This is a genomic window from Massilia niabensis (assembly GCF_042655085.1).
Lineage (GTDB): Bacteria > Pseudomonadota > Gammaproteobacteria > Burkholderiales > Burkholderiaceae_D > Telluria > Telluria niabensis.
On the sequence record NZ_JBHSMU010000015.1, the window covers coordinates 1,194,300 to 1,215,987 of the forward strand.

The following is a 21,688-nucleotide window of genomic DNA, read 5'->3' on the forward strand; positions in this document are numbered from 1 at the left end:
TTATGGGAATATCATCCACCGCGACGAATTAAACGACCGTTGAACGCGTGGACGGCAGAGCCGTCCACCCTACGGTTCAGAACAAATTGAAGAGGTATATAACGTGCCACAAATCGTCATCCTGCCCCACCCAACCTTCTGCCCCGACGGCGCCGTCCTCGAGGCCCCGGCCGGCAAATCGGTCTGCGACGTCATGTTAGAGAACGACATCGACATCGAGCACGCCTGCGACCGCGTCTGTGCCTGCACGACCTGCCACGTGATCGTGCGCGAAGGCTTCGACTCGCTGAACGAGCTGGAAGAAAAAGAAGAAGACATGCTGGACAAGGCCTGGGGCCTGGAGCCGAACTCGCGCCTGTCGTGCCAGGCCATCGTGGCCGAGGACGACCTCGTGGTCGAGATCCCGAAGTACACGATCAACCACGCCGCCGAAAAGAACCACTGATCCATATTGGAGCTGAACATCGCATGAAGCGCGTCGAGAACATCAAGAAGCCGGCTCCGGCACCCGAGCTCCCGCCGGAAATCCGTCCCGGCCAGTCGGTCGAGCTGCTGAAAGAGCTGCACATCCTCACGCGCGACGGCAAACTGAACCAGGACAGCCGCCGCAAGCTGAAACAGGTCTACCACCTGTACAACTTCATCGAGCCGCTGCTGCAGGACGTGCGCGCCGAAAAGCAGGGCGTGTCTCTGGTCGACCACGGCGCCGGCAAGTCCTACCTCGGCTTCATCCTGTACGACCTGTTCTTCAAGGGCCTGGACGACGCCTCGCATATCTACGGCATCGAGACGCGCGAAGAGCTGGTTGCGAAATCGACCGAGCTGGCCGCACGCCTGGGTTTTGCCAACATGTCCTTCCTGCCGCTGTCGGTGGCCGAGTCCACCACATCGAACCTGCTGCCGGAAACGATCGACATCGTCACCGCGCTGCACGCCTGTAATACCGCCACGGACGACGCCATCGACTTCGCCCTCAAGAAAAAAGCGAAGCACATGGTGCTGGTGCCGTGCTGCCAGGCTGAAGTGGCTTCTTTCCTGCGGAAGAACAAGGGCAAGGACCTGGGCAAGAGCGCGCTCACCGAAATCTGGCGCCACCCGATCCACACGCGCGAATTCGGCAGCCAGGTAACGAACGTGCTGCGCTGCCTGCAGCTGGAAGCGCACGGCTACCAGGTGACGGTGACCGAACTGGTGGGCTGGGAGCACTCGATGAAGAACGAGCTGATCGTCGCGACCTACAAGAACCTGCCGCGCCGCCGGCCGAGCGAGCGCCTGGCCGAAGTGCTGTCCACGCTGGGACTGGAAGAGATGGGCCAGCGTTTTTATGCTGCGCAAGCAGAAGCCCTTACAAACGACCACTGAAGATCATGAGCGATACCAACACCTGGATTGACCTGCGCAGCGACACCGTCACTCAGCCCTCCCAAGCGATGCGCGCCGCGATGGCCGCCGCCGAGGTCGGCGACGACGTCTACGGCGACGACCCGGCCGTCAACCGCCTGCAGGATTTCGCGGCCGACCTGTTCGGCTACGAAGCAGGCATGTTCGCCCCCAGCGGCACGCAAACGAACCTGATCGCGCTGATGACCCACTGCGGTCGCGGCGACGAATACCTGGTCGGCCAGGAAGCGCACACCTATAAATACGAAGGCGGCGGCGCCGCGGTGCTGGGTTCAATCCAGCCGCAGCCGATCGCGAACCAGCCCGACGGCTCGCTTGCACTTGCCGACATCGAAGGCTATATCAAGCCCGACGACATGCACTTCGCGCGCACCCGCCTGCTGGCGCTGGAAAACACGATCGGCGGGCGCGTGCTCGGCCAGGACTATATCGCGGCCGCCACCTCGCTCGCGCACGCCAGGGGCCTGGCCACCCACCTCGACGGCGCGCGCGTCTGCAATGCGGCTGTCAAGAATGGCGTCAGCCTGCGCGATGCGGTGAAGGGTTTCGATACCGTCTCGGTCTGCCTGTCGAAGGGCCTGGGCGCCCCGGTTGGCTCCGTGCTGCTGGGGCCGAAGGCCTTCATCGAGCAGGGCAAGCGCTGGCGGAAGATGCTGGGCGGCGGCATGCGCCAGGCCGGCGTCATCGCGGCGGCCGGGCAGCACGCGCTGCAGTACAACGTGCAGCGTCTGGCGGAGGACCACGAGAATGCGGCCGACCTGGCGCGGGGCCTGGCGGAGATCGAGGTGCTGAAGGTGACGCCGCCGCAGACCAACATCTTCTGGATGGACCTCCCGGCAGCGGCCTGCGAGCCGCTGCGCAAGGCATTGGCTGACGCGGGCATCCGCGCCACCGTCGGCCCGCGCATGCGCCTGGTGACGCACCTGGATGTCTCGCGCGACGACGTTGTCAAAGTTGTCGCCGCATTCAAGACCTTCTTCAAAGATTGGCGCGCCTGATGAATCACGCAACTTCGAGCGAGGGAATCCGCCTGGCCAAGCGTGTGGCCGAACTGGTGCCGTGCTCGCGGGCGGAAGCGGAACGCTTTATTGCCGGCGGCGGCGTTACCGTCGACGGCGTCGTGGTCGAGGACCCGGCCACCCGTGTGACGCCGGCGCAATCGGTTGCCGTGCTGCCGGGCGCCAGTGCCGAGGAAGCGCCGCCGGTCACCATCCTGCTCCACAAGCCATCGGGCATGAACTCCGGCGTCGGCGCCCGCGGCGCGAGCGCGCTCGAATGCCTGAAGGAAGAGTCACTGCTGGCCGGCGTACACGGCGCGCCACGCTTCCTGAAGCGCCACCTGGCCCGCCTGACGCTTGCCACGCCCCTGGAAACCGATGCCAGCGGCCTGCTCGTCTATACGCAAGATTTCCGCGTCGCCCGTAAGCTCATAGACGATGGCGACCGGGTCGAACACGAGTTCGTGGTCGAGGTATCGGGCGCGATCCAGGACGGCGGCCTGGAGCTGCTGAACCACGGCCTGAAGTTCAGCGGCAAGCCGATCAATCCGATGAAGGTCAGCTGGCAAAGCGAAGGCCGCTTGCGCTTTGCCGCCAAGGGCATGCGCCCCGGCCAGATCGAGCACATGTGCGCTGCGGTCGGCCTCGAGGTCACCGACATCAAGCGCCTGCGCGTCGGGCGGATTTCAATGGGCGGCTTGCCGGAAGGGCAGTGGCGCTACCTGGCGGAGTACGAGCGGTTTTGAGCGGGTGAGCAGAGTCGGCGTCATCCCCGTCGAGCAATTGGCAGGGGACGTAGGGTGGGTGGGTGTCCCGCCCACGCGTTCAACCAACGGGCGCAAACCATATCGCGAATTAGCATCTTTTTGTTGAACGCGTGGGCGGGCAACCTGCCCACCCTACGTCCCTCACGCTTTGCGTTTCGACTCTTTCGGCAACGCAATCAACCTCGTCCCCGCAATCCGGTCATGCAAGAACTGCCGGTCCCTGTCGAGGAAGGCCGTTAGCCCCCACGCTACGGCGCCCACCGTCAGCACCAGCACCCACTCCTTGAAGCGGTGCAGGTCGAGCAGGGCGCCGGCCAGCAGGGCCGGGGCGACCCAGCCCCAGGCCAGCAGGTAGCGGATCACCGCGTTCTTCAGGGGCACCTTCGCGTGGCCAACCTTCAGCACCTTGATGCGCCAGGTCTTCATCGCCAGCGTGAAGCCGCTGCCGCTCCACGCGTGCACGAAATAGGCGCCTGTCACCAGGAACAGGAAGACCATCAGCGCCGCCCGAAAGACCGGGTCCTGGCGGTTGCCGGTCAGGAAAATGAAGAGGAAGACGGCCAGTGCCTCGACGGCGGTCAGGAGGAAGGCTTCGTACACCATCGCGATCACGCGACGTTTGACGGTCGGCGTGCCGATCTGGGCAGAAGCAGGTGACGCAGGCGACGCGGATGACGCAGTAGATTTAACCGTTTGCATTCGATGCTGTTGGGGCGGCGGTGGGCTGGGTGGTCGAGGAGGCCGGCGCGGCAGGGGCCGGGGCAGGCTGGGTGATTGCCGGCGCGCTCGGGATGCTGGCCGGGGCCTGGAGCGACATGCAGGAGGCGCCGCGGCGGGTGGTGCCGGGCGGGCAGCTGGTCGGTGCAACGATGATCGGCGAGGCAGGCGGGCTTGCGCTTGGCGGGCTCTTGCGGGTCTGCGCCAGGCGGCGTTTCTGGTCGGGCGTGAGCTGCTTGTAGTTTTCCCAGTTGGCGGTCTTTTCGCCCGGCGCGAGCTTGCGTGTGCGGGTGAAGTTTTCGCGTGCCAGCGTGCGCTGCTCGGGCGTGAGGCGGACCCACTGGCGCATGCGCTCGTGCACGCGCTCCTGCTCGGCCGGGCTCATCGAGGCGAAGCGGCGCGACATCTCGAGCCATTTGCGCTTGCGCGTGCCTTCCATCACGTCCCACTCGTCCTTCAGCGGCTGCAGCGCCAGTTGCTGCGCGCCCGACAGGTCTTTCCACAGGGGTTTGTGGAACAGTTGCGGACCGCCCTTGCCGGGCATGCCGGCCGCCGCGCCGGAACTGGACGAGCCAGGGGCGGCGCTCTGCGCGCCGTCCCTGGCGCCTTCCCAGACAAACCAGGCAGCCAGCGCAGCCAGCAGCAGCGCAGCGACGGCAATCAGGCCGGCACGGCGGGGCTTGGAGTGCGGTGTCGTCATTGGCGGCGCTGTTGCGACTCCAGGTAGGCATTGAAGCCATGGTCGAGGTAAGCCGTCAGCGGCAGCTCGTCGGCCAGCATGGCCGCGTCGAGTTCGGCCAGCTCATCGATGCGCTGCTCCTGTTCGTACTGGTACAGGCCACCGAGCCCGACGACCAGCGCCAGCAGGGGCAGGGCGACGCCCAGGCGGCCGAGGCCCGTGCCGGAGAAATGGAAATCGACATCGAACAGGCGCCACAGGCCGCGGCGTTCGACGGCAGGGGCGGCGTCCGCTTTCTTGCGCGACAGGGCGAGTTTGCGTGCCGCGGCCAGGCGCTCGGTCGTCGACGCCGGCAGCGCCTCCAGGTTCTCGTTCAGGGCGTGGCGCAGCTTGTACGCCAGGTTGATGTCGTCGTTATTCATAATTTAATTCCCTTGGCCCGCAGGGCATCGGCAAGGGTATGCGTAGCGCGAGAGCAATGCGTTTTGACACTGCCCTCCGAGCACCCCATCGCGGCGGCCGTCTCGGCCACATCCATATCCTGCCAGTAACGCATAAGGAAGGCTTCGCGTTGACGCGCCGGGAGTTTTTGTATCTCCGCTTCGATCAGGCGCAGGGTCTGGGCCCGTTCCACCTGGTCCGCGCTCGACTCGGCAGCGGCCGAGCCTTCCTCGGATTCGTACGAACCCAGTATATCAAAGTCCTCATCCTCGCCCTCGCGGCGGCCGAGGTTCGAAAACAGACTCACCCAGGTATTGCGCACCTTCTCGCGGCGGAAATAATCGAGGATCGTCGTTTGCAGGATGCGCTGGAACAGCATCGGCAATTCCGCCGCAGGCTTGTCGCCGTATTTCTCGGCGAGCTTGATCATCGCATCCTGCACGATGTCGAGCGCCGCCTCGTCCTTGCGCACCGCATACACGGCCTGCTTGAACGCCCGGCGTTCGACATTCTCGAGGAAGTCGTTGAGTTCTTTGTCTGTCGCCATGCGATGGAGGAAGGAGGTGCGCCCGGGTACGTTGCCCGTGCTTTATGGAAACCCACGAATCCTAGCAAAAAACCACCGTACATGCATCGTAATTGCTCAGCGATGTGCGCCGCGCCTTGTCCGTTTCATCAACAGGGCTTACAAAAACTGCATGACGATACTCGAAATGATTCGTTGTCTCAGCAGAAAGGCATGGCTAATCTAAAAACAACTCTGACTCAGCCATGATGGAAAAAATGCCTCTCGATACCCACAGCACCACCGGCATCCGCCAGGATTTCGACATCCGGCCGCTCGATGCCCCGCTCGGCGCCGAAGTCCTCGGGCTCGACCTGACCCAGCCCCTTTCCACCGGCGATCTGGCGCGCGTGCACCGCGCCCACCTCGACCACCACGTGCTCGTTTTTCGCGACGTGCGCATCACCCCAAGCCAGCAGGTGGAGTTCAGCCGCCGCTTCGGCGAGCTGCAGATCCATGTGCTGCGCCAGTTCCAGCATCCGGAGCAGCCGGAAGTGCTGGTGATCTCGAACATCCGCGAGAACGGCGAGCCGATCGGCCTCGGCGACGCCGGCCACTACTGGCATTCCGACCTGTCCTATAAAGCGGTGCCAAGCCTGGGCTCGATGCTGCATGCCCAGGAACTGCCGGCCGAAGGCGGCGACACGCTGTTTGCGAACCAGCACCTGGCCTGGGACACGCTGCCGCCCGAGCTCAAGAAGGAAGTCGAGGGCGCCCGGGCCGAGCACAGCTACCTGGCTCGCTACGAGGACCTCCGTAAACTCAACCCGTGGCGGCCCGCGCTCACCCAGGCCCAGATCGACGAAGTGGTGCCGGTGCTCCAGCCGGTCGTGCGCACCCATCCGGAAACCGGGCGCCGCGCGCTGTTCGTCAGCGAGCACTTCACCACGCGCATCAATGGCTATCCCGAAGAACGCAGCCGCGCCTTGCTGGCTGCCCTGTTCGAGCATTCCACGAAACCGGAGTTCATCTACCGCCACGGGTGGCAGCCACACGACATGGTGTTCTGGGATAACCGCTCGGTCATGCACCTGGCCGCCGGCTGCCCGCCGGACCAGCGCCGCAAGCTGTACCGCACCACGATCGCGGGCGATGTCCCGTTCTGAACCAGGAGAATCCATGCTCAGCTTAAAAATTAATCTGAAAAAATTCGCGGCCGCAGTAGCGGTCGCTTCCCTGGTTGCCGCCGCACCAGCCGCCCAGGCCGAAGGCAAGATCCGCATCGCCGAGCAGTTCGGCGTGGTCTACCTGCTGCTGAATGTCGCCCAGGACCAGAAACTCATCGAAAAGCACGGCAAGAAGCACGGTGTCGAGATCGATGTCGACTGGGTGAAACTATCCGGCGGCGCCGCGGTGAACGACGCCTTGCTGTCGAACTCGGTGGACGTGGTGGGCGCCGGCCTCGGCCCCCTGATGACGATCTGGGACCGCACCGCCGGCAAGCAGAACGTGCGCGCCGTGGCCTCGCTCGGCAATTTCCCGTACTACCTGATCAGCACAAATCCGGCGGTGAAGACCATCGCCGATTTCAGCCCGAAAGACCGCATCGCGCTGCCGGCCGTGACCGTGTCGGTGCAGGCGCGCATCCTGCAGATGGCGTCGGCGAAGCAGTGGGGCGCCGCCCAGTTCCGCAAGCTCGACCCGCTCACGCAAGCCGTGCCACACCCGGATGCTGCGGCGGCGGTGATTGCCGGCGGTACCGAGATCAATGCCCACTTCGCCAATCCGCCGTTCCAGGACCAGGAGCTGGCCGGCAACCCGAAGGCGAAGATCGTGCTCGATTCCTACCAGGTGCTCGGTGGACCAAGCTCGGCCACGGTGCTGTACGCCACTGAAAAGTATGTGAAGGAGAATCCGAAGACCTACCGTGCCTTCATCGACGCCCTGGTCGAGGCGGCGCAACTGGCCAGCAAGAACCCGGAAGCGGCGGCCGACGCCTATCTGCGCGTGAACAAGAACAGCATCGACCGCGCCTTGCTGGTGAAGGTGATCAAGGACCCGAAGGTGCAGTTCAAGGTGGCGCCGCAGAACACGCTGGGCCTGGCGCAGTTCCTGCACGGCGTCGGTGCGATCAAGAACAAGCCGGCCAGCTGGAAGGATTACTTCTTCGAGCATCCGGCGCTGGCCTCGGGGAGCTGATATGAGTACGTTGCCTTTGCAGGTCGTACCGCCCCAGGGGCCGCTCCTGCGCGCCGAGCATGTGACCCTCGAGTACACCGGAGCGCAGGGCGTCGTGCGGGCCACCGACGACGTCAGCTTCGAGGTGCATCGCGGCGACCGCTTCGTGCTGCTGGGACCGTCGGGATGCGGCAAGTCGACGCTGCTGAAAGCCGTGGGCGGTTTCATCACACCCCGTGCGGGCAGCCTGCGCCTGGCCGGCCGGCCAATCACGGCGCCGGGACCCGACCGCATCGTCGTGTTCCAGGAATTCGACCAGCTGCCGCCGTGGAAGACGGTGGAAAGCAATGTGATGTTCCCGCTGCTGGCCGGCGGCGTGAAGAAGCCTGAAGCGCGCGAGCGTGCCCGTCACTGGCTCGGCAAGGTGGGCCTGGCGCGTTTTGCCGACGCCTACCCGCACACGCTGTCGGGCGGCATGAAGGCGCGGGTGGCAATCGCGCGGGCACTGGCCATGCAGCCGGAAATCCTGCTGATGGACGAACCCTTCGCCGCGCTCGACGCCCTCACGCGGCGCACGATGCAGGAGCAGCTGCAGAGCCTGTGGGAAGAGATCGGCTTCACGATGCTGTTCGTGACCCACTCGATCGAGGAAGCGCTGGTTGTGGGCAACCGCATCCTGCTGCTCAGTCCCCATCCGGGACGTGTGCGTGCTGAACTCAATAGCCACCAGTTCGATTTGAAGAGCGCCGGCAGTCCTGAATTCCAGGCGGCCAATGAGCGCATCCACCGGCTGCTGTTCGACCCGTCGCACGTTGCGCCGGCTCCGCAACCCGCTCCCCACGCTTTCGCGGTGCATTCATGAACGCTTTCCGAGATCCTTCGATTCGTCCCGAATACGAACTGGCGCTGGCGCTGCCCGGCGCCGCTGCCTCAGCCACGCCGGTTCCGGCCGCCGCCCGGCACGCCTGGCCGCTGGCTGGTTTTGGCTGGCTGCGCAAGGCGGGCATGCTGCTGGTGCTGGCCGTGCTCTGGGAAGGCCTGGCGCGCTGGTACGACAACGACCTGCTGCTGCCGACCGCCTTGCAGACGGGGCGGGCGCTGCTTGAGGGCATCGCCTCGGGCGAACTGTTCGGCTATATCAGCGTGTCGTTCGCGGTGCTGACGCAGGGCTACCTGATGGGCGTCTTCGGGGCCTTCCTGCTGACCTGGCTGGCGGTGTCGAACCGGGTCGGGCGCGAGCTGATCGAGACCCTCACCTCGATGTTCAATCCGCTGCCGGCGATCGCCTTGCTGCCGCTGGCCCTGCTGTGGTTCGGCCTGGGCAAGGGCAGCCTGATCATGGTGCTGATGCATTCGGTACTGTGGCCGCTGACCCTGAACGCCAGCGCGGGTTTCCGCGCGGTGCCGGACACGCTGCGCATGGCGGGTCGCAACTATGGGCTGGGCGGGCTGCGTTTCGTGCTGCAGATCCTGATTCCGGCGGCCTTGCCAGCGATCCTGTCGGGCCTGAAGATCGGCTGGGCGTTTGCCTGGAGGACGCTGATCGCGGCCGAGCTGGTGTTCGGGACGACATCGGGGCAGGGCGGGCTGGGCTGGTTCATCTTCCAGAGCCGCAATGAACTGTTCACCGACAAGGTGTTCGCGGGACTGGCGGCGGTGATCATCATCGGCCTGGCGGTGGAGAATATCGTGTTTCAGACGCTGGAGCGGGTGACGGTGAGGCGCTGGGGGATGGAACGGTAGGGTGGACGGCAAAGCGCATCGCTGCACTGCAAGATAGCCCATCCGGCCTACCGCCCGGTTGCGCACCAAAATCATGCGTTTGCGCTTTTGCATATTTTATCTTGACCAAAATGGTGCAACGCAGTAAGGTGTTTCTTGCGCTTTGCACCAGCGAAGCTTCAACGTCAGCCCTTCCGGCACACAAGGCTTGTGCGGCATGACACGCTTTCATTTGTAGGCAGTTTGCTCCAACCCGCGCCACAAGCGCGAGAGATGCGTCGAGCCGCTACAGACACTCAGCCAAACGAGTTGCGTTTAGCGTCGTTCCAAAGGGTATCTATGGATATCCGGGCGTTCGTCGTCGCCGCAGAAAGAAGGGAAGCTTGAGCGCTGTGGGGCAAACCGTATTTCGTTAGGAACGAGCATCCGATCAATCGCCCAATGGGTTTTGAAAGGAATGATTCATGAATAACGAAGCATCAGGACCGTCAGGTCCCGCCGGCCCCATCACGGGCGCCGAAATTGTCGTACGTTGCCTGGCCGAAGAGGGCGTCAAACACGTCTTTGGCTATCCCGGCGGCGCAGTGCTGTATATCTACGACGCCATCTTCCAGCAAGACAAATTCCAGCACGTCCTCGTGCGCCACGAGCAGGCAGCCGTGCATGCGGCCGATGCCTATTCGCGCAGCTCGAACACCGTTGGCGTTGCCATCGTTACTTCCGGTCCGGGCGTGACGAATGCGGTCACCGGCCTGTCCACCGCCTATATGGATTCGATTCCGATGGTGGTGATCAGCGGCCAGGTGCCGAGCCATGCGATCGGCCAGGATGCCTTCCAGGAATGCGACACCGTCGGCATCACCCGCCCCGTCGTCAAGCACAACTTCCTGGTCAAGGATGTGAAGGATCTGGCCTCGACGATCAAGAAGGCTTTCTTCATCGCACGTACCGGCCGTCCCGGCCCGGTGCTGGTCGATATCCCGAAGGACATCACCGTCAACAAATGCATGTTCGAGTATCCGCGCGAGATCGAAATGCGTTCCTACAAGCCGGTGGACAAGGGCCACACCGGCCAGATCCGCAAGGCGGTGCAGCTGCTGCAGGGCGCCGAGCGTCCGATGATCTATGCCGGCGGCGGCGTGATCCTGGCCAATGCCTCGCCGGAACTGAACCGCTTGGTCGAAAAGATCGGCGCCCCGGTCACCAACACGCTGATGGGCCTCGGCGGCTCGCGCTCCAGCGACAAGCACTTCGTCGGCATGCCCGGCATGCACGGCACCTATGAAGCGAACATGGCGATGCAGCACTGCGACGTCCTGATCGCCATCGGCGCCCGTTTCGACGACCGCGTGATCGGCAACCCGAAGCACTTCGCCAGCCATCCACGCAAGATCATCCACATCGACATCGACCCGTCCTCGATCTCGAAACGGGTGAAAGTCGACATCCCGATCGTCGGCAACGTGAAAGACGTGCTGACCGAATTCCTGGTGCAGCTCGACGCCACGGGCGCCGCACGCACCAACACCGACTCCCTGCGCGACTGGTGGAAACAGGTCGACGAATGGCGCGGCCGCGACTGCCTGCGCTACGAGGATTCCGACATCCTGATCAAGCCGCAATCGGTCGTCGAAAAGCTGTGGAAAGTGACCGGCGGCGACGCCTTCATCACCTCGGACGTCGGCCAGCACCAGATGTGGGCCGCCCAGTACTACCCGTTCGACAAGCCGCGCCGCTGGATCAATTCCGGCGGGCTCGGGACGATGGGCGTCGGCCTGCCGTATGCGATGGGCGTGCAGATGGCGAACCCGGGCGCGACGGTGGCCTGCGTCACCGGCGAAGGCTCGATCCAGATGTGCATCCAGGAGCTTGCCACCTGCAAGCAATACCACCTGACGCCGAAGATCATCCTCCTGAACAACCGCTTCCTGGGCATGGTGCGCCAGTGGCAGCAGATCGACTATGGCTCGCGCTATTCCGAGTCGTACATGGATTCGCTGCCCGACTTCGAGAAGCTGGCCGAGGCCTATGGCCACGTCGGCATGCGCATCGAAAAGCCGGGCGACGTCGAGGGATCGCTGCGCGAAGCCTTTGCCATGAAGGACCGGCTGGTGTTCATGAACTTCATCACCGACCAGAGCGAGAACGTCTGGCCGATGGTCAAGGCGGGCAAGGGATTGTCTGAAATGCTGCTCGGCTCGGAGGACCTGTAAATGAGACACATCATCTCCGTCCTGCTCGAGAACGAAGCCGGCGCCCTGTCGCGCGTGGTCGGGCTGTTCTCCGCACGCGGCTATAACATCGAAACCCTGACCGTGGCGCCGACTGAAGACGCGACGCTCTCGCGCATGACGATCGTCACCTCGGGTTCCGACGACATCATCGAGCAGATCACCAAGCACCTGAACCGGCTGATCGAAGTGGTGAAGGTCGTGGACCTGACCGAAGGCTCGCACATCGAGCGCGAGCTCATGCTGATCAAGGTGAGGGCGGTCGGCAAGGAGCGCGAAGAGATCAAGCGCACCGCCGACATCTTCCGCGGCCGCATCATCGACGTCACCGAAAAGACCTACACGATCGAACTGACCGGCGCCAAGAGCAAACTCGATGCCTTCATCGACGCGATCGACCGCGCTTCCATCCTCGAGACCGTGCGTACCGGCGGCTCGGGCATCGGCCGCGGCGAACGAATCCTGAAGGTCTGACCCGCTGCTGACTTCGATACAACGTAGGGTGGTCGGCTCCACCCCGCTATTAAATGACACGCAAATTTGGCGCCGCCCACGCGTAACGCCTGCATACAACGATTATTAAAAAGATAGGAATGACCATGAAAGTTTTCTACGACAAAGACTGTGACCTCTCCCTCGTCAAAGGCAAGAACGTCGCCATCATCGGCTACGGCTCGCAGGGCCACGCGCACGCGCAGAACCTCTCCGAATCGGGCGTGAACGTCACCGTCGGCCTGCGCCGCGGCGGCGCTTCCTGGAACAAGGTCGAGCAGGCCGGCCTGAAAGTGGCCGAGGTCGATGAGGCAGTCAAGAACGCCGACATCATCATGATCCTGCTGCCGGACGAGAACATTGCCCAGGTCTACAAGGAAAACGTCGAGCCAAACGCCAAGCAGGGCGCGGTGCTGGCCTTTGCCCACGGCTTCAACGTCCACTACGGCCAGGTCGTGCCGCGCGCCGACCTCGACGTCATCATGATCGCGCCGAAAGCCCCGGGCCACACCGTGCGCGGCACCTACCGCCAGGGCGGCGGCGTGCCGCACCTGATCGCCGTCTACCAGGACAAGTCGGGCGCGGCGCGCGATATCGCGCTGTCGTATGCGATGGCCAACGGCGGCGGCCGTGCCGGCATCATCGAAACCAACTTCCGCGAAGAGACCGAGACCGACCTGTTCGGCGAGCAGGCCGTGCTCTGCGGCGGCGCCGTCGAGCTGATCAAGGCCGGTTTCGAGACCCTGACCGAAGCCGGCTACGCGCCGGAGATGGCCTATTTCGAGTGCCTGCACGAGCTCAAGCTCATCGTCGACCTGATCTACGAGGGCGGCATCGCCAACATGAACTACTCGATCTCGAACAACGCGGAATACGGCGAGTACGTCACCGGCCCGAAAGTCGTCACCTCGGCGACCAAGGACGCGATGCGCCAGTGCCTGAAGGACATCCAGACCGGCGAATACGCGAAGAGCTTCATCCTCGAGAACAAGGCCGGCGCCCCGACCCTGATCTCGCGCCGTCGCCTGACCGCCGAGCACCCGATCGAGGAAGTCGGTGCCAAGCTGCGCGCGATGATGCCGTGGATCGCCAAGAACAAGCTGGTCGATCAGTCGAAGAACTAAGCAGGGAAGGGACACAGAAAGGGACACGGCGCTCCAGCGCGACCATATTGCAACTTTCCATTACAAAAACACGATGGAAGTTGCAGGACCGGTATCGTATAAGTGAAGTCTATTCACTTTGCTTAACTGGAGAAAACAATGTCCCTTCCAAGAATGTTCCTGATCGCCAGCCTGGTGGTGGCCGCATCTGCCACCCCTCATGCCGGCGCGCAGACCGCGGCGCCCGCCTCGACGGCGGGCGCCCTCGTCATCGTGCCGGCCAACGGCGAAGTACGCCATGCCAACGACCAGGCGACCGTGACCTTCGCGGTCGAGGAGTTCGACAAGGACAAGGTGGCAGCTGCCGCCCGCGTCAACCGCAAGATGAAGGAGGGCACCGAGATCGTGCGCCGTGCCGATCCGAAAGCCGAGTTGAAGACGCAGGGGTATTTCACTTACCCGGTCTATCCGGAACCGCCCGTCCAGCCGCTACCTGCGAGCCGGATGCCGGTCAAGCCGGTGCCGATCGGCTGGCGTGTCGGGCAGTACCTGGAGGTGAAGACGACCAGCCTGGCGGAACTGCCGAAGACGGCAGCGGCCGCCCAGAAGGTTCTGTCGATCAACAACATCCACTTCGGCCTGAGCCCGGCAACGGAAAAGCTGCTCGATGACCGGCGCATTGCCGAGACCTACCGCAACCTGAACGAGCGCATTGCGTCCATTGCGCGCGCCATGGGGCGCCAGCCGGGCGACGCGGTGCTCGATACGGTCGACTTCGAAGGTTCGGGCAACTACGCGCCCCAGGCCGAAATGCGCATGGCGCAGGCGAGCGGCTCGCGCATGAAGGCGAGCGACGAGATGCCGGAACCGAGTTTTGAACCAGGAGAGACGACGCTGCAAATGCGGCTGGTTGGAAAAGTGAAGTTCAAGTAACAGTATCCGTTCGCTAACATGCTGTTTCCGCCTCTATAATGCGGAAACAGCCGAACAGCACTTTATTTGAATACGGAAACTTATGCCAACCTTCCCACGACGCAAGAAAACCGGCGGAGCTCCGCGGGCGCCACGATTCTCCCGCCTGAAGCGCTTCGGCCGCCGGGCCGAGGACAAGGGCGGACCGCGCGGACGCGGCATTTACTTGCTGCCGAACGCGTTCACCACCGGTGCCCTGTTCTGCGGTTTCTACGCGATCGTGATGGCGATGAACCATCGCTGGGAGCACGCCTGCTGGGCCGTGTTCATTGCGATGGTGCTCGACGGGCTGGACGGGCGCATTGCGCGCCTGACGAATACGCAGTCCGAGTTCGGCGCGCAGTACGACAGCCTGTCGGACATGGTGTCCTTCGGTGCGGCGCCGGCGCTGGTGCTGTATGAATGGTCGCTGAAAGGCATGGGCAAGCTGGGCTGGATCGCGGCCTTCGTCTACTGCGCCGGCGCGGCGCTGCGCCTGGCCCGCTTCAACACGAACATCGAAGTGGTGGACAAGCGCTTCTTCCAGGGCTTGCCCAGCCCGGCAGCGGCGGCGCTGGTGGTCGGCTTCATCATGATGATGACCGATCCGGACATCAATATCAGCGCGCGCCAGGTGGATTGGGTGTCGTGGGGCCTGGCGGTGTTTGCCGGCCTGACGATGGTGTCGAACGTGCCGTTTTATAGCTTCAAGGACGTGAACTTCCGCAAGTCGGTGCCGTTCATTGTGGTGTTCCTGATTGCCCTCGCTTTCGCGCTGGTGGCAATCGATCCACCGAAGGTCCTGTGGCCGATTTTTGTAGTGTACGGATTGTCGGGCTATGTGGTGTTTGCGATCCAGCGTGCCAAGGGCAAGCGGGTCAGCATCATCCCGACCGACGATCCATCAGATGAGACCGAGCGCCGCTAGTTCCCGGTAGATCCGGGACGGCGCTCGTTGATTAACAAGCGCCGATTGGAGCTGCCATGTACGACCCTAACCGCCTCATCATTTTCGATACCACCTTGCGCGACGGCGAGCAATCGCCCGGCGCCTCGATGACCAAGGACGAAAAGGTGCGCATCGCGCGCCAGTTGGAGCGGCTACGGGTGGATGTCATCGAGGCCGGCTTCGCCGCCGCCTCGATCGGCGACTTCGAAGCGATCCGCGCCATCTCGCAAGCGGTGCGCGAATCGACCATCTGCTCGCTTTCGCGCGCCAACGACCGCGACATCGCCCGCGCCGCCGAGGCGCTGGCGCCCGCCGCCCGCAAACGCATCCACACCTTCATCGCCACCTCGCCGCTGCACATGAAGATGAAGCTGCGCATGGAGCCGGAACAGGTGCTGGAGCAGGCGATCCAGGCCATCCGCTACGCCCGCAACCACACCGACGACATCGAATTCTCGCCCGAGGACGGCAGCCGCTCGGAAGAGGATTTCCTGTGCCGCGTGCTGGAAGCCGTGATCGCCGAGGGAGCCACCACCATCAACTTCCCCGACACCGTCGGCTATGCCACGCCCGAAGTCTTCGGCGAAACCATTCGCCGCCTGCGCGAGCGCGTGCCGAACTCCGACAAGGCCATCTGGTCGGTGCACTGCCATAACGACCTGGGCCTGGCCGTGGCCAATTCGCTGGCCGGCGTGGCCATCGGCGGCGCGCGCCAGATCGAATGCACGATCAACGGCCTGGGCGAACGCGCCGGCAATACCGCGCTGGAAGAGGTCGTGATGGCGCTGCGCACCCGTGCCGACTACTACAAGCTGACGGTCGGCATCGACACCACGCAGATCGTGCCGGCCTCGAAAATGGTGTCGCAGATCACCGGCTTTGCGGTGCAGCCGAACAAGGCGGTGGTGGGTGCGAACGCCTTTGCCCACGCCTCGGGCATCCACCAGGACGGCATTTTGAAGGCGCGCGAAACCTACGAGATCATGCGCGCCGAAGACGTCGGCTGGCACGCCAACAAGATCGTGCTGGGTAAACTCTCGGGCCGCAACGCCTTCAAGGCGCGCCTGGAGGAACTGGGCATCGCCCTCGAATCGGAAGCGGAGGTGAACGACGCCTTTGCCCGCTTCAAGGAACTGGCCGACCGCAAGAGCGAGATTTTCGACGAGGACATCATGGCGCTGGTCTCGGCCGCCGACCATGCGCAGGAGGGCGAATACTTCCGCTTCGTGTCGCTGGCGCAGCGCTCGGAAACGGGCGAGCTGCCCCATGCGCGGGTGGTGTTCGCGATGGACGGGCAGGAGCATGCCTGCGAGGGCACCGGCGACGGCCCGGTCGACGCCACGGTGAACGCCATCGAAAGCCAGGCGAACTCGGGCGCCGAATTGATCCTGTTCTCGATCAACGCGATCAGCGGCGGTACCGAGTCGCAGGGCGAGGTGACGATACGGCTGTCGCGCCAGGGGCGGATCGTCAATGGCGTGGGCGCCGATCCGGACATCGTCGTGGCCTCGGCCAAGGCCTATCTGTCGGGGCTGAACAAGCTGCACTCGAAGGTGGAGCGGGCCCATCCGCAGTTATAGGCCTTTGTGGTTCCAGTCCTGGCTAGTTGCCGGCTCCTCGTCAGGGTCGCAGTTCGTCTTCTTCGGCGGGATCCCGTCGCGCATCGTGTCGCGGCCATCCGGCCCGTGGTTCGATTCGTAGGTGACGCAATAGGTGCCGCGCGCCGTGATCACCCGGTAGCGCCGGCGACCATAGCCGCCCGGGTCGAGCACCTCATGGACTTTCGGGGCCTCGTACCACTTGTTGGGCGCCATCTCGGCGGCACGGGCGATGCCGCGCTCGAGCTTCATCGTCGCCGTCACGATCGGCGCCTGGATGCCGCGCCGCGGGTTTTCCTTGCGCAGGGCGCTGTCGATGCCGCCGGCGGCGGCTTTGGCCTGCTGGAGCAGGTCGGCGGTCGAGGGAGCCGGGGCTGCGGGCTGATCGGTTGGCTCGGCCGGGAGCGTGGTGCTTGCCGTGGGTGCGTCGGCCGAAGGCGCTGCCGCTTGCGCCGCTGGTTGCGCTTGTGGCGCGGTTGGCCGGCGGACGGGAACGGGCAGGGCGGCCAGCGGCCGATTGGCTGCCTCCGGCACAGGCAGCACGCGCACGAACTGCATCTCGGGCGGCGTATCGTCAGGGAGCAGGGGCGGCCGCGACGCCTGCCACAACACTACCAGCAGCAGGTGCACCGCCAGCGAGATACCGATCCCGGTGAGAGAACGCGGCTGTTGCAAGGGCGACTGTGCGATATTCATATCGCAACAGTATATGGCCCGTTGTTACTTTTGGGTCAACAATTGCATATGCATGCGCAGGACGATGTCCGCCGCCTGGCGGGCCCGGCTGTCGTGCGGCCGTTCCCCTGCCTGGCCGATATACTCGGCGCATGACCAAACTCGTCCTTGCCGCCGCCGCCGTGCTCCTGGCCGGGCTGCTGTCCGCCTGTTCGCCCCTGTCGGCGCTCAATGCCGTGTCGCCGGCAGGCACGGTGCATGCCACCGCAGCGATCCGCTACGGAGCGGACCCGCGCAACATGCTCGACGTCTACCACCCGGCGTGGAAGGCCGAGGGCGCGCCGGTCATCGTCTTTTTCTTCGGCGGCAACTGGGTTAGCGGCAAGCGGGAAGATTACGCATTCGTCGGGCGCGCCCTGGCAGCGCGTGGCTTCGTGGTCGTGGTCCCCGACTATCGGCTGTACCCGCAGGTGCACTACCCGGATTTCCTCGTCGATGCCGCAAGTGCCGTCGCCTGGACCCGGCGCGAAATCGCCGCTCATGGCGGCGACCCTGGCCGGCTGTTCGTGATGGGCCACAGCGCCGGCGCCTATAACGCCGCCATGCTGGCGCTCGACCCGCGCTGGCTGGGCCAGCAGGGAATGCGCAGCGATGCGCTGCGCGGCTGGATCGGCCTGGCTGGTCCCTACGATTTCCTGCCGGTGCAGAACCGCACGACCCGCCCCGTCTTCAACGCGCCCGACACGCCGCCCGACTCGCAGCCGGTGCGCCACGTCAGCGCCGCGGCGCCGCCGGCGCTGCTAATCGCCGCCAACAAGGACAGCCTGGTCGATCCGGCACGCAATACCGGCGGACTGGCGGCCAAGCTGCGGGCTGTACAGGTTCCCGTGCGCGAGGTGTACTACGATGGCGTCAGCCACACGACGCTGGTCGCTTCGCTGTCCTCGACATTGCGCGGCCTGGCGCCCACGCTCGACGCGGTCGAGGCCTTCGTTCGCAGCGATGGCGGGCGCCGGCGCGCGCAGGACGGCGCCGCCGTCAGAACGGATCCCGGTCCCTGACCTCGAACAGCGGATCGGGCCCATTGAGCATCTGCCGCACGATCCCGTTCTGGTCGAAGTGCACATGCATCAGCGAATTCCACACCCCCGCTTCCTTGTAGCGGTAGGACCACACTTCGTAATTGCGCAGGGCAATGCGCGAGCGTTCGGCCGGACGCCCGATCGTGCGCAGCACATCTTCTTTCGTGGCGCGGTCAATCTTGATCGTCGCAAATTTCTCGCCCGTCAGCACCTGCTCGTAGGACTGCAGCCGCCCATCCGCCCCGATGCGCGCCATGAAGGTGAACTGGCCCATCGGCCCGGTGGCGTACTCGAAGATTTGCCCGTCTGGTGCCGGATACACGGCTGTCGGCTGCCCCATTTTCGCGGTCACGGCGGCGACCGGGTCGCCGACGGTGGGGGCCTGGCGAAACAGCGGCCCGGCGCAAGCAGCCAATGCCATGGCTGAGCAGATCGTTGCCATTTTCATCATTTTGTGCATGGTAGACGCCCCAATAAGCTCCAGAACCCCCATGATGCCCCAGGCGCGCCGTAGCAAATGCTGGTGACGCCAACTGTTTTCGCATATACTGGCGGGCCTGTCCGCGAGGGCGGGGTTTTTTAATCAAATCACGGTGCGCTGGGTTACGACTCTTGCACCGCATGTGAAAGGTAACATCATGTCCGTAGAAAACATCAACAAGTCGGCAATCATCGCCGACAACGCACGTGGCCAGAACGATACCGGCTCGCCGGAAGTCCAGGTCGCACTGCTGACCGCACGCATCAACGAACTGAACGGCCACTTCAAAGCCCACCAGAAAGACCACCACTCCCGCCGCGGCCTGATCATGATGGTCAACCGTCGCAAGAGCCTGCTGTCTTACCTGAAGAGCAAAGACCTGAACCGTTACCGCGACCTGATCGCCAAACTCGGCCTGCGTAAGTAATTTTTGCGCCAGACGGTTTAGTCAAAGAAATGCCTGCGTCAGTGTTGCTGTCGCGGGCATTTTTTGTTTTACCAGATTTGTTTTATCTGCAGTAAGCGGCGGGGTCCAACCCTTGTAGCCGTGCGTGGTGAGGTGAACGACAGCTCCTGAAAATCTGTCGGCAAATAGAAAGGGATTACCAATGTTTAACAAAGTTACGAAGACCTTCCAGTACGGCCAACACACCGTTACCCTGGAAACTGGTGAAATCGCCCGTCAGGCCTCCGGCGCCGTGATGGTGTCGGTCGAAGACACCGTCGTGCTGGCTACCGTCGTTGCTCGCAAGGACGCCAAGCCTGGCCAGGATTTCTTCCCGCTGACCGTCGATTACATCGAGAAAACGTATGCTGCCGGTAAAATCCCGGGCGGTTTCTTCAAGCGCGAAGGCCGTCCTTCCGAAAAGGAAACGCTCACCTCGCGCCTGATCGACCGTCCGATCCGCCCGCTGTTCCCGGAAGGCTACCTGAACGAAGTCCAGGTCATCATCCACGTGCTGTCGGTCAACCCTGAAATCGATCCGGACATCCCTGCAATGATCGGCGCCTCGGCTGCCCTGTGCATCGCCGGCATCCCGTTCAACGGCCCGATCGGCGCCGCGCGCGTTGGTTACGCCAACGGCCAGTACATCCTGAACCCGAGCACCACCCAGCTCAAGACCTCGCAGATGGACCTGGTCGTCGCCGGTACCGAAACGGCCGTGCTGATGGTCGAATCCGAAGCGCAGCAGCTGTCGGAAGAAGTCATGCTGGGCGCGGTCGTCTTCGGCCATGACCAGATGCGTGTCGTCATCGACGCGATCCACGCGCTGGTCGAAGAAGGCGGCAAGCCGGAAGTCGAGTGGACCGCGCCTGCCAAGAACGAAACCCTGATCGCGCAAGTGTCCGAGCTGGCCGCCGCAAAAATCCGCGACGCCTACCAGACCCGCGAAAAATCGGCCCGCCAGCAAAAGCTGAAGTCGCTGTCCGCCGAAGTCATGGCAGCCCTGTCCGAGCAAGGCGTCCAGGCCGATTCGGCCGACGTCAGCAACATCCTGTTCGACATGGAAGCCAAGGTCGTGCGTACGCAGATCCTGGACGGTGAGCCACGCATCGACGGCCGCGACACCCGCACCGTGCGCCCGATCGAGATCCGTACCGGCGTGCTGCCGCGTACCCACGGTTCGGCCCTGTTCACCCGCGGCGAAACCCAGGCGCTGGTCATCGCGACCCTCGGCACCGCCCGTGACAGCCAGAAGATCGACGCGCTGATGGGCGAGTACACCGACGACTTCATGATGCACTACAACATGCCTCCGTTCGCCACCGGCGAAACCGGCCGCGTGGGCACCCCGAAGCGCCGCGAAATCGGCCACGGCCGCCTGGCCAAGCGTGCACTGGTTGCTGCGCTGCCTAACCCGGAAGACTTCAGCTACTCGGTGCGCCTGGTGTCGGAAATTACCGAATCGAACGGTTCCTCGTCGATGGCATCGGTCTGCGGCGGCTGCCTGGCACTGATGGACGCCGGCGTGCCGATGAAGGCGCACGTCGCCGGCATCGCCATGGGCCTGATCAAGGAAGGCGGCAAGTTCGCCGTCCTGACCGACATCCTCGGTGACGAAGACCACCTGGGCGATATGGACTTCAAGGTGGCGGGTACGCCTGCAGGCATTACCGCGCTGCAGATGGACATCAAGATCATGGGCATCACCAAGGAGATCATGCAGGTGGCGCTGGCGCAAGCCAAGGAAGCCCGCCAGCACATCCTGGCCGAGATGCAGAAGGCCGTGCCGACCGTGAAGACCGAACTGTCGGACTTCGCCCCACGCCTGATCACGATCAAGATCAACCCAGAGAAGATCCGTGACGTCATCGGCAAGGGCGGCGCCGTCATCCGCGCGCTGACCGAAGAGACCGGCACCCAGATCGACATCACCGACGAAGGCGTCGTGACCATCGCCTCGGTCGACGCCGCTGCCGGCCAGGAAGCCAAGCGCCGCATCGAAGAGCTGACCGCCTCGGTCGAAGTGGGCAAGACCTACGACGGCACCGTCCTGAAACTGCTGGACTTCGGTGCCATCGTGCAAGTCATGCCAGGCAAGGACGGCCTGCTGCACATCTCGCAGATCGCCAACGAGCGTGTGAATGCCGTTGCCGACTACCTGAAAGAAGGCCAGCAAGTGCGCGTGAAGGTCCTCGAGACCGACGAGCGCGGCCGCCTGAAGCTGTCGATGAAGGCTGCCGATCCGGTGGAAGCTGCTGCGCAGTAATGCGTTA

Annotated in this window: 23 protein-coding genes; 17 read left to right on the forward strand and 6 right to left on the reverse strand. The window is 64.0% G+C overall.

The annotated features are described in order from the left end of the window. Positions 1-103: 103 nt before the first annotated feature. From fdx to ACFPN5_RS19755, 4 genes are read left to right on the forward strand one after another with little or no spacing between them, the layout of a single operon-like run. Entirely contained in the window at positions 104-445 is a 342-nt protein-coding gene (gene fdx, locus ACFPN5_RS19740; RefSeq protein WP_379785499.1) for an ISC system 2Fe-2S type ferredoxin, read from the forward strand. Between the two features lie 23 nt (positions 446-468). Next, positions 469-1,362: a class I SAM-dependent methyltransferase gene (locus ACFPN5_RS19745; RefSeq protein WP_379785500.1), complete on the forward strand. Its 894-nt coding sequence runs from the start codon at positions 469-471 to the stop codon at positions 1,360-1,362. A gap of 5 nt (positions 1,363-1,367) precedes the next feature. Beyond that, a complete protein-coding gene (ltaE, locus tag ACFPN5_RS19750; RefSeq protein ID WP_379785501.1) occupies positions 1,368-2,399 on the forward strand; it encodes a low-specificity L-threonine aldolase in 1,032 nt (343 codons plus the stop codon). Next, positions 2,399-3,145, forward strand: a complete 747-nt coding sequence (locus ACFPN5_RS19755; protein ID WP_379785502.1) for a S4 domain-containing protein — start codon at positions 2,399-2,401, stop codon at positions 3,143-3,145. The genes ltaE and ACFPN5_RS19755 overlap by 1 nt, the downstream gene beginning before the upstream one ends. A gap of 162 nt (positions 3,146-3,307) precedes the next feature. Here the strand turns inward: ACFPN5_RS19755 and ACFPN5_RS19760 are convergent, their stop codons facing one another. From ACFPN5_RS19760 to ACFPN5_RS19775, 4 genes are read right to left on the reverse strand one after another with little or no spacing between them, the layout of a single operon-like run. Then, positions 3,308-3,865, reverse strand: coding sequence for an RDD family protein (locus tag ACFPN5_RS19760; RefSeq protein ID WP_379785503.1), 558 nt, complete (start codon positions 3,863-3,865; stop codon positions 3,308-3,310). Beyond that, entirely contained in the window at positions 3,852-4,583 is a 732-nt protein-coding gene (locus ACFPN5_RS19765; protein WP_379785504.1) for a DUF3106 domain-containing protein, read from the reverse strand. Before ACFPN5_RS19765 ends, ACFPN5_RS19760 begins: the two co-directional genes overlap by 14 nt. Next, positions 4,580-4,984, reverse strand: a complete 405-nt coding sequence (locus ACFPN5_RS19770; protein ID WP_379785505.1) for a DUF3619 family protein — start codon at positions 4,982-4,984, stop codon at positions 4,580-4,582. Before ACFPN5_RS19770 ends, ACFPN5_RS19765 begins: the two co-directional genes overlap by 4 nt. Beyond that, entirely contained in the window at positions 4,981-5,550 is a 570-nt protein-coding gene (locus tag ACFPN5_RS19775) for an RNA polymerase sigma factor (RefSeq protein ID WP_379785506.1), read from the reverse strand. Before ACFPN5_RS19775 ends, ACFPN5_RS19770 begins: the two co-directional genes overlap by 4 nt. A gap of 236 nt (positions 5,551-5,786) precedes the next feature. Here ACFPN5_RS19775 and ACFPN5_RS19780 point away from each other — a divergent pair, with 236 nt between their 5' ends. From ACFPN5_RS19780 to ACFPN5_RS19825, 10 genes are all read left to right on the forward strand, one after another. Beyond that, the gene (locus ACFPN5_RS19780; protein ID WP_379785508.1) at positions 5,787-6,674 is read left to right on the forward strand and encodes a TauD/TfdA dioxygenase family protein; all 888 of its coding nucleotides are present in this window, start codon (positions 5,787-5,789) and stop codon (positions 6,672-6,674) included. 13 nt (positions 6,675-6,687) lie between these two features. Beyond that, positions 6,688-7,707, forward strand: a complete 1,020-nt coding sequence (locus ACFPN5_RS19785; protein WP_379785509.1) for an ABC transporter substrate-binding protein — start codon at positions 6,688-6,690, stop codon at positions 7,705-7,707. 1 nt (position 7,708) lies between these two features. Beyond that, positions 7,709-8,548 carry an ABC transporter ATP-binding protein gene (locus ACFPN5_RS19790; RefSeq protein WP_379785510.1) on the forward strand — a complete coding sequence of 280 codons (840 nt, stop codon included), beginning with the start codon at positions 7,709-7,711 and terminating at the stop codon, positions 8,546-8,548. Continuing rightward, positions 8,545-9,429, forward strand: coding sequence for an ABC transporter permease (locus tag ACFPN5_RS19795; protein ID WP_379785511.1), 885 nt, complete (start codon positions 8,545-8,547; stop codon positions 9,427-9,429). The genes ACFPN5_RS19790 and ACFPN5_RS19795 overlap by 4 nt, the downstream gene beginning before the upstream one ends. 443 nt (positions 9,430-9,872) lie before the next feature. Then, positions 9,873-11,621 carry an acetolactate synthase 3 catalytic subunit gene (locus ACFPN5_RS19800; RefSeq protein ID WP_379785512.1) on the forward strand — a complete coding sequence of 583 codons (1,749 nt, stop codon included), beginning with the start codon at positions 9,873-9,875 and terminating at the stop codon, positions 11,619-11,621. Beyond that, positions 11,622-12,113 carry an acetolactate synthase small subunit gene (gene ilvN / locus ACFPN5_RS19805; protein WP_379785513.1) on the forward strand — a complete coding sequence of 164 codons (492 nt, stop codon included), beginning with the start codon at positions 11,622-11,624 and terminating at the stop codon, positions 12,111-12,113. A 125-nt stretch (positions 12,114-12,238) separates the two neighbouring features. Then, a complete protein-coding gene (ilvC, locus tag ACFPN5_RS19810) occupies positions 12,239-13,255 on the forward strand; it encodes a ketol-acid reductoisomerase (RefSeq protein WP_379785514.1) in 1,017 nt (338 codons plus the stop codon). Between the two features lie 138 nt (positions 13,256-13,393). Further along, the gene (locus ACFPN5_RS19815; protein WP_379785515.1) at positions 13,394-14,167 is read left to right on the forward strand and encodes an SIMPL domain-containing protein; all 774 of its coding nucleotides are present in this window, start codon (positions 13,394-13,396) and stop codon (positions 14,165-14,167) included. Between the two features lie 82 nt (positions 14,168-14,249). Beyond that, entirely contained in the window at positions 14,250-15,113 is an 864-nt protein-coding gene (gene pssA / locus ACFPN5_RS19820; protein WP_379785516.1) for a CDP-diacylglycerol--serine O-phosphatidyltransferase, read from the forward strand. A gap of 56 nt (positions 15,114-15,169) precedes the next feature. Next, positions 15,170-16,714, forward strand: a complete 1,545-nt coding sequence (locus tag ACFPN5_RS19825) for a 2-isopropylmalate synthase (RefSeq protein ID WP_379785518.1) — start codon at positions 15,170-15,172, stop codon at positions 16,712-16,714. On the opposite strand, the gene ACFPN5_RS19830 is transcribed toward ACFPN5_RS19825, so the two are convergent. Further along, on the reverse strand, positions 16,709-17,428 hold the full coding sequence (locus ACFPN5_RS19830; RefSeq protein WP_379785519.1) for a hypothetical protein: 720 nt from the start codon (positions 17,426-17,428) through the stop codon (positions 16,709-16,711). The genes ACFPN5_RS19825 and ACFPN5_RS19830 overlap by 6 nt on opposite strands. Positions 17,429-17,559: 131 nt before the next feature. On the opposite strand from ACFPN5_RS19830, the gene ACFPN5_RS19835 reads away from it, so the two are divergent. Beyond that, on the forward strand, positions 17,560-18,468 hold the full coding sequence (locus tag ACFPN5_RS19835; protein ID WP_379785520.1) for an alpha/beta hydrolase: 909 nt from the start codon (positions 17,560-17,562) through the stop codon (positions 18,466-18,468). Here the strand turns inward: ACFPN5_RS19835 and ACFPN5_RS19840 are convergent. Continuing rightward, on the reverse strand, positions 18,446-18,949 hold the full coding sequence (locus tag ACFPN5_RS19840) for a hypothetical protein (RefSeq protein WP_379785521.1): 504 nt from the start codon (positions 18,947-18,949) through the stop codon (positions 18,446-18,448). The two genes, ACFPN5_RS19835 and ACFPN5_RS19840, sit on opposite strands and share 23 nt — an antisense overlap. A gap of 178 nt (positions 18,950-19,127) precedes the next feature. Between ACFPN5_RS19840 and rpsO the strand changes: the two genes are divergently transcribed. Both rpsO and pnp read left to right on the forward strand, forming a co-directional pair. Beyond that, positions 19,128-19,397 (forward strand): 30S ribosomal protein S15, encoded by a 270-nt coding sequence (rpsO, locus tag ACFPN5_RS19845; protein WP_192055423.1) that lies wholly within the window; start codon positions 19,128-19,130, stop codon positions 19,395-19,397. A 181-nt stretch (positions 19,398-19,578) separates the two neighbouring features. Then, positions 19,579-21,681 carry a polyribonucleotide nucleotidyltransferase gene (gene pnp / locus ACFPN5_RS19850; protein WP_379785522.1) on the forward strand — a complete coding sequence of 701 codons (2,103 nt, stop codon included), beginning with the start codon at positions 19,579-19,581 and terminating at the stop codon, positions 21,679-21,681. Positions 21,682-21,688: the final 7 nt, after the last annotated feature.

What these genes read in the sequence shown, in the direction of transcription:
- ACFPN5_RS19745 (WP_379785500.1), top strand. Translation starts at nt 469, where the DNA reads ATGAAGCGCGTCGAGAACATCAAGAAGCCGGCTCCGGCACCCGAGCTC.
- ltaE (WP_379785501.1), top strand. Translation starts at nt 1,368, where the DNA reads ATGAGCGATACCAACACCTGGATTGACCTGCGCAGCGACACCGTCACT.
- ACFPN5_RS19755 (WP_379785502.1), top strand. Translation starts at nt 2,399, where the DNA reads ATGAATCACGCAACTTCGAGCGAGGGAATCCGCCTGGCCAAGCGTGTG.
- ACFPN5_RS19760 (WP_379785503.1), bottom strand. Translation starts at nt 3,865, where the DNA reads ATGCAAACGGTTAAATCTACTGCGTCATCCGCGTCGCCTGCGTCACCT.
- ACFPN5_RS19765 (WP_379785504.1), bottom strand. Translation starts at nt 4,583, where the DNA reads ATGACGACACCGCACTCCAAGCCCCGCCGTGCCGGCCTGATTGCCGTC.
- ACFPN5_RS19770 (WP_379785505.1), bottom strand. Translation starts at nt 4,984, where the DNA reads ATGAATAACGACGACATCAACCTGGCGTACAAGCTGCGCCACGCCCTG.
- ACFPN5_RS19775 (WP_379785506.1), bottom strand. Translation starts at nt 5,550, where the DNA reads ATGGCGACAGACAAAGAACTCAACGACTTCCTCGAGAATGTCGAACGC.
- ACFPN5_RS19780 (WP_379785508.1), top strand. Translation starts at nt 5,787, where the DNA reads ATGCCTCTCGATACCCACAGCACCACCGGCATCCGCCAGGATTTCGAC.
- ACFPN5_RS19785 (WP_379785509.1), top strand. Translation starts at nt 6,688, where the DNA reads ATGCTCAGCTTAAAAATTAATCTGAAAAAATTCGCGGCCGCAGTAGCG.
- ACFPN5_RS19790 (WP_379785510.1), top strand. Translation starts at nt 7,709, where the DNA reads ATGAGTACGTTGCCTTTGCAGGTCGTACCGCCCCAGGGGCCGCTCCTG.
- ACFPN5_RS19795 (WP_379785511.1), top strand. Translation starts at nt 8,545, where the DNA reads ATGAACGCTTTCCGAGATCCTTCGATTCGTCCCGAATACGAACTGGCG.
- ACFPN5_RS19800 (WP_379785512.1), top strand. Translation starts at nt 9,873, where the DNA reads ATGAATAACGAAGCATCAGGACCGTCAGGTCCCGCCGGCCCCATCACG.
- ilvN (WP_379785513.1), top strand. Translation starts at nt 11,622, where the DNA reads ATGAGACACATCATCTCCGTCCTGCTCGAGAACGAAGCCGGCGCCCTG.
- ilvC (WP_379785514.1), top strand. Translation starts at nt 12,239, where the DNA reads ATGAAAGTTTTCTACGACAAAGACTGTGACCTCTCCCTCGTCAAAGGC.
- ACFPN5_RS19815 (WP_379785515.1), top strand. Translation starts at nt 13,394, where the DNA reads ATGTCCCTTCCAAGAATGTTCCTGATCGCCAGCCTGGTGGTGGCCGCA.
- pssA (WP_379785516.1), top strand. Translation starts at nt 14,250, where the DNA reads ATGCCAACCTTCCCACGACGCAAGAAAACCGGCGGAGCTCCGCGGGCG.
- ACFPN5_RS19825 (WP_379785518.1), top strand. Translation starts at nt 15,170, where the DNA reads ATGTACGACCCTAACCGCCTCATCATTTTCGATACCACCTTGCGCGAC.
- ACFPN5_RS19830 (WP_379785519.1), bottom strand. Translation starts at nt 17,428, where the DNA reads ATGAATATCGCACAGTCGCCCTTGCAACAGCCGCGTTCTCTCACCGGG.
- ACFPN5_RS19835 (WP_379785520.1), top strand. Translation starts at nt 17,560, where the DNA reads ATGACCAAACTCGTCCTTGCCGCCGCCGCCGTGCTCCTGGCCGGGCTG.
- ACFPN5_RS19840 (WP_379785521.1), bottom strand. Translation starts at nt 18,949, where the DNA reads ATGCACAAAATGATGAAAATGGCAACGATCTGCTCAGCCATGGCATTG.
- rpsO (WP_192055423.1), top strand. Translation starts at nt 19,128, where the DNA reads ATGTCCGTAGAAAACATCAACAAGTCGGCAATCATCGCCGACAACGCA.
- pnp (WP_379785522.1), top strand. Translation starts at nt 19,579, where the DNA reads ATGTTTAACAAAGTTACGAAGACCTTCCAGTACGGCCAACACACCGTT.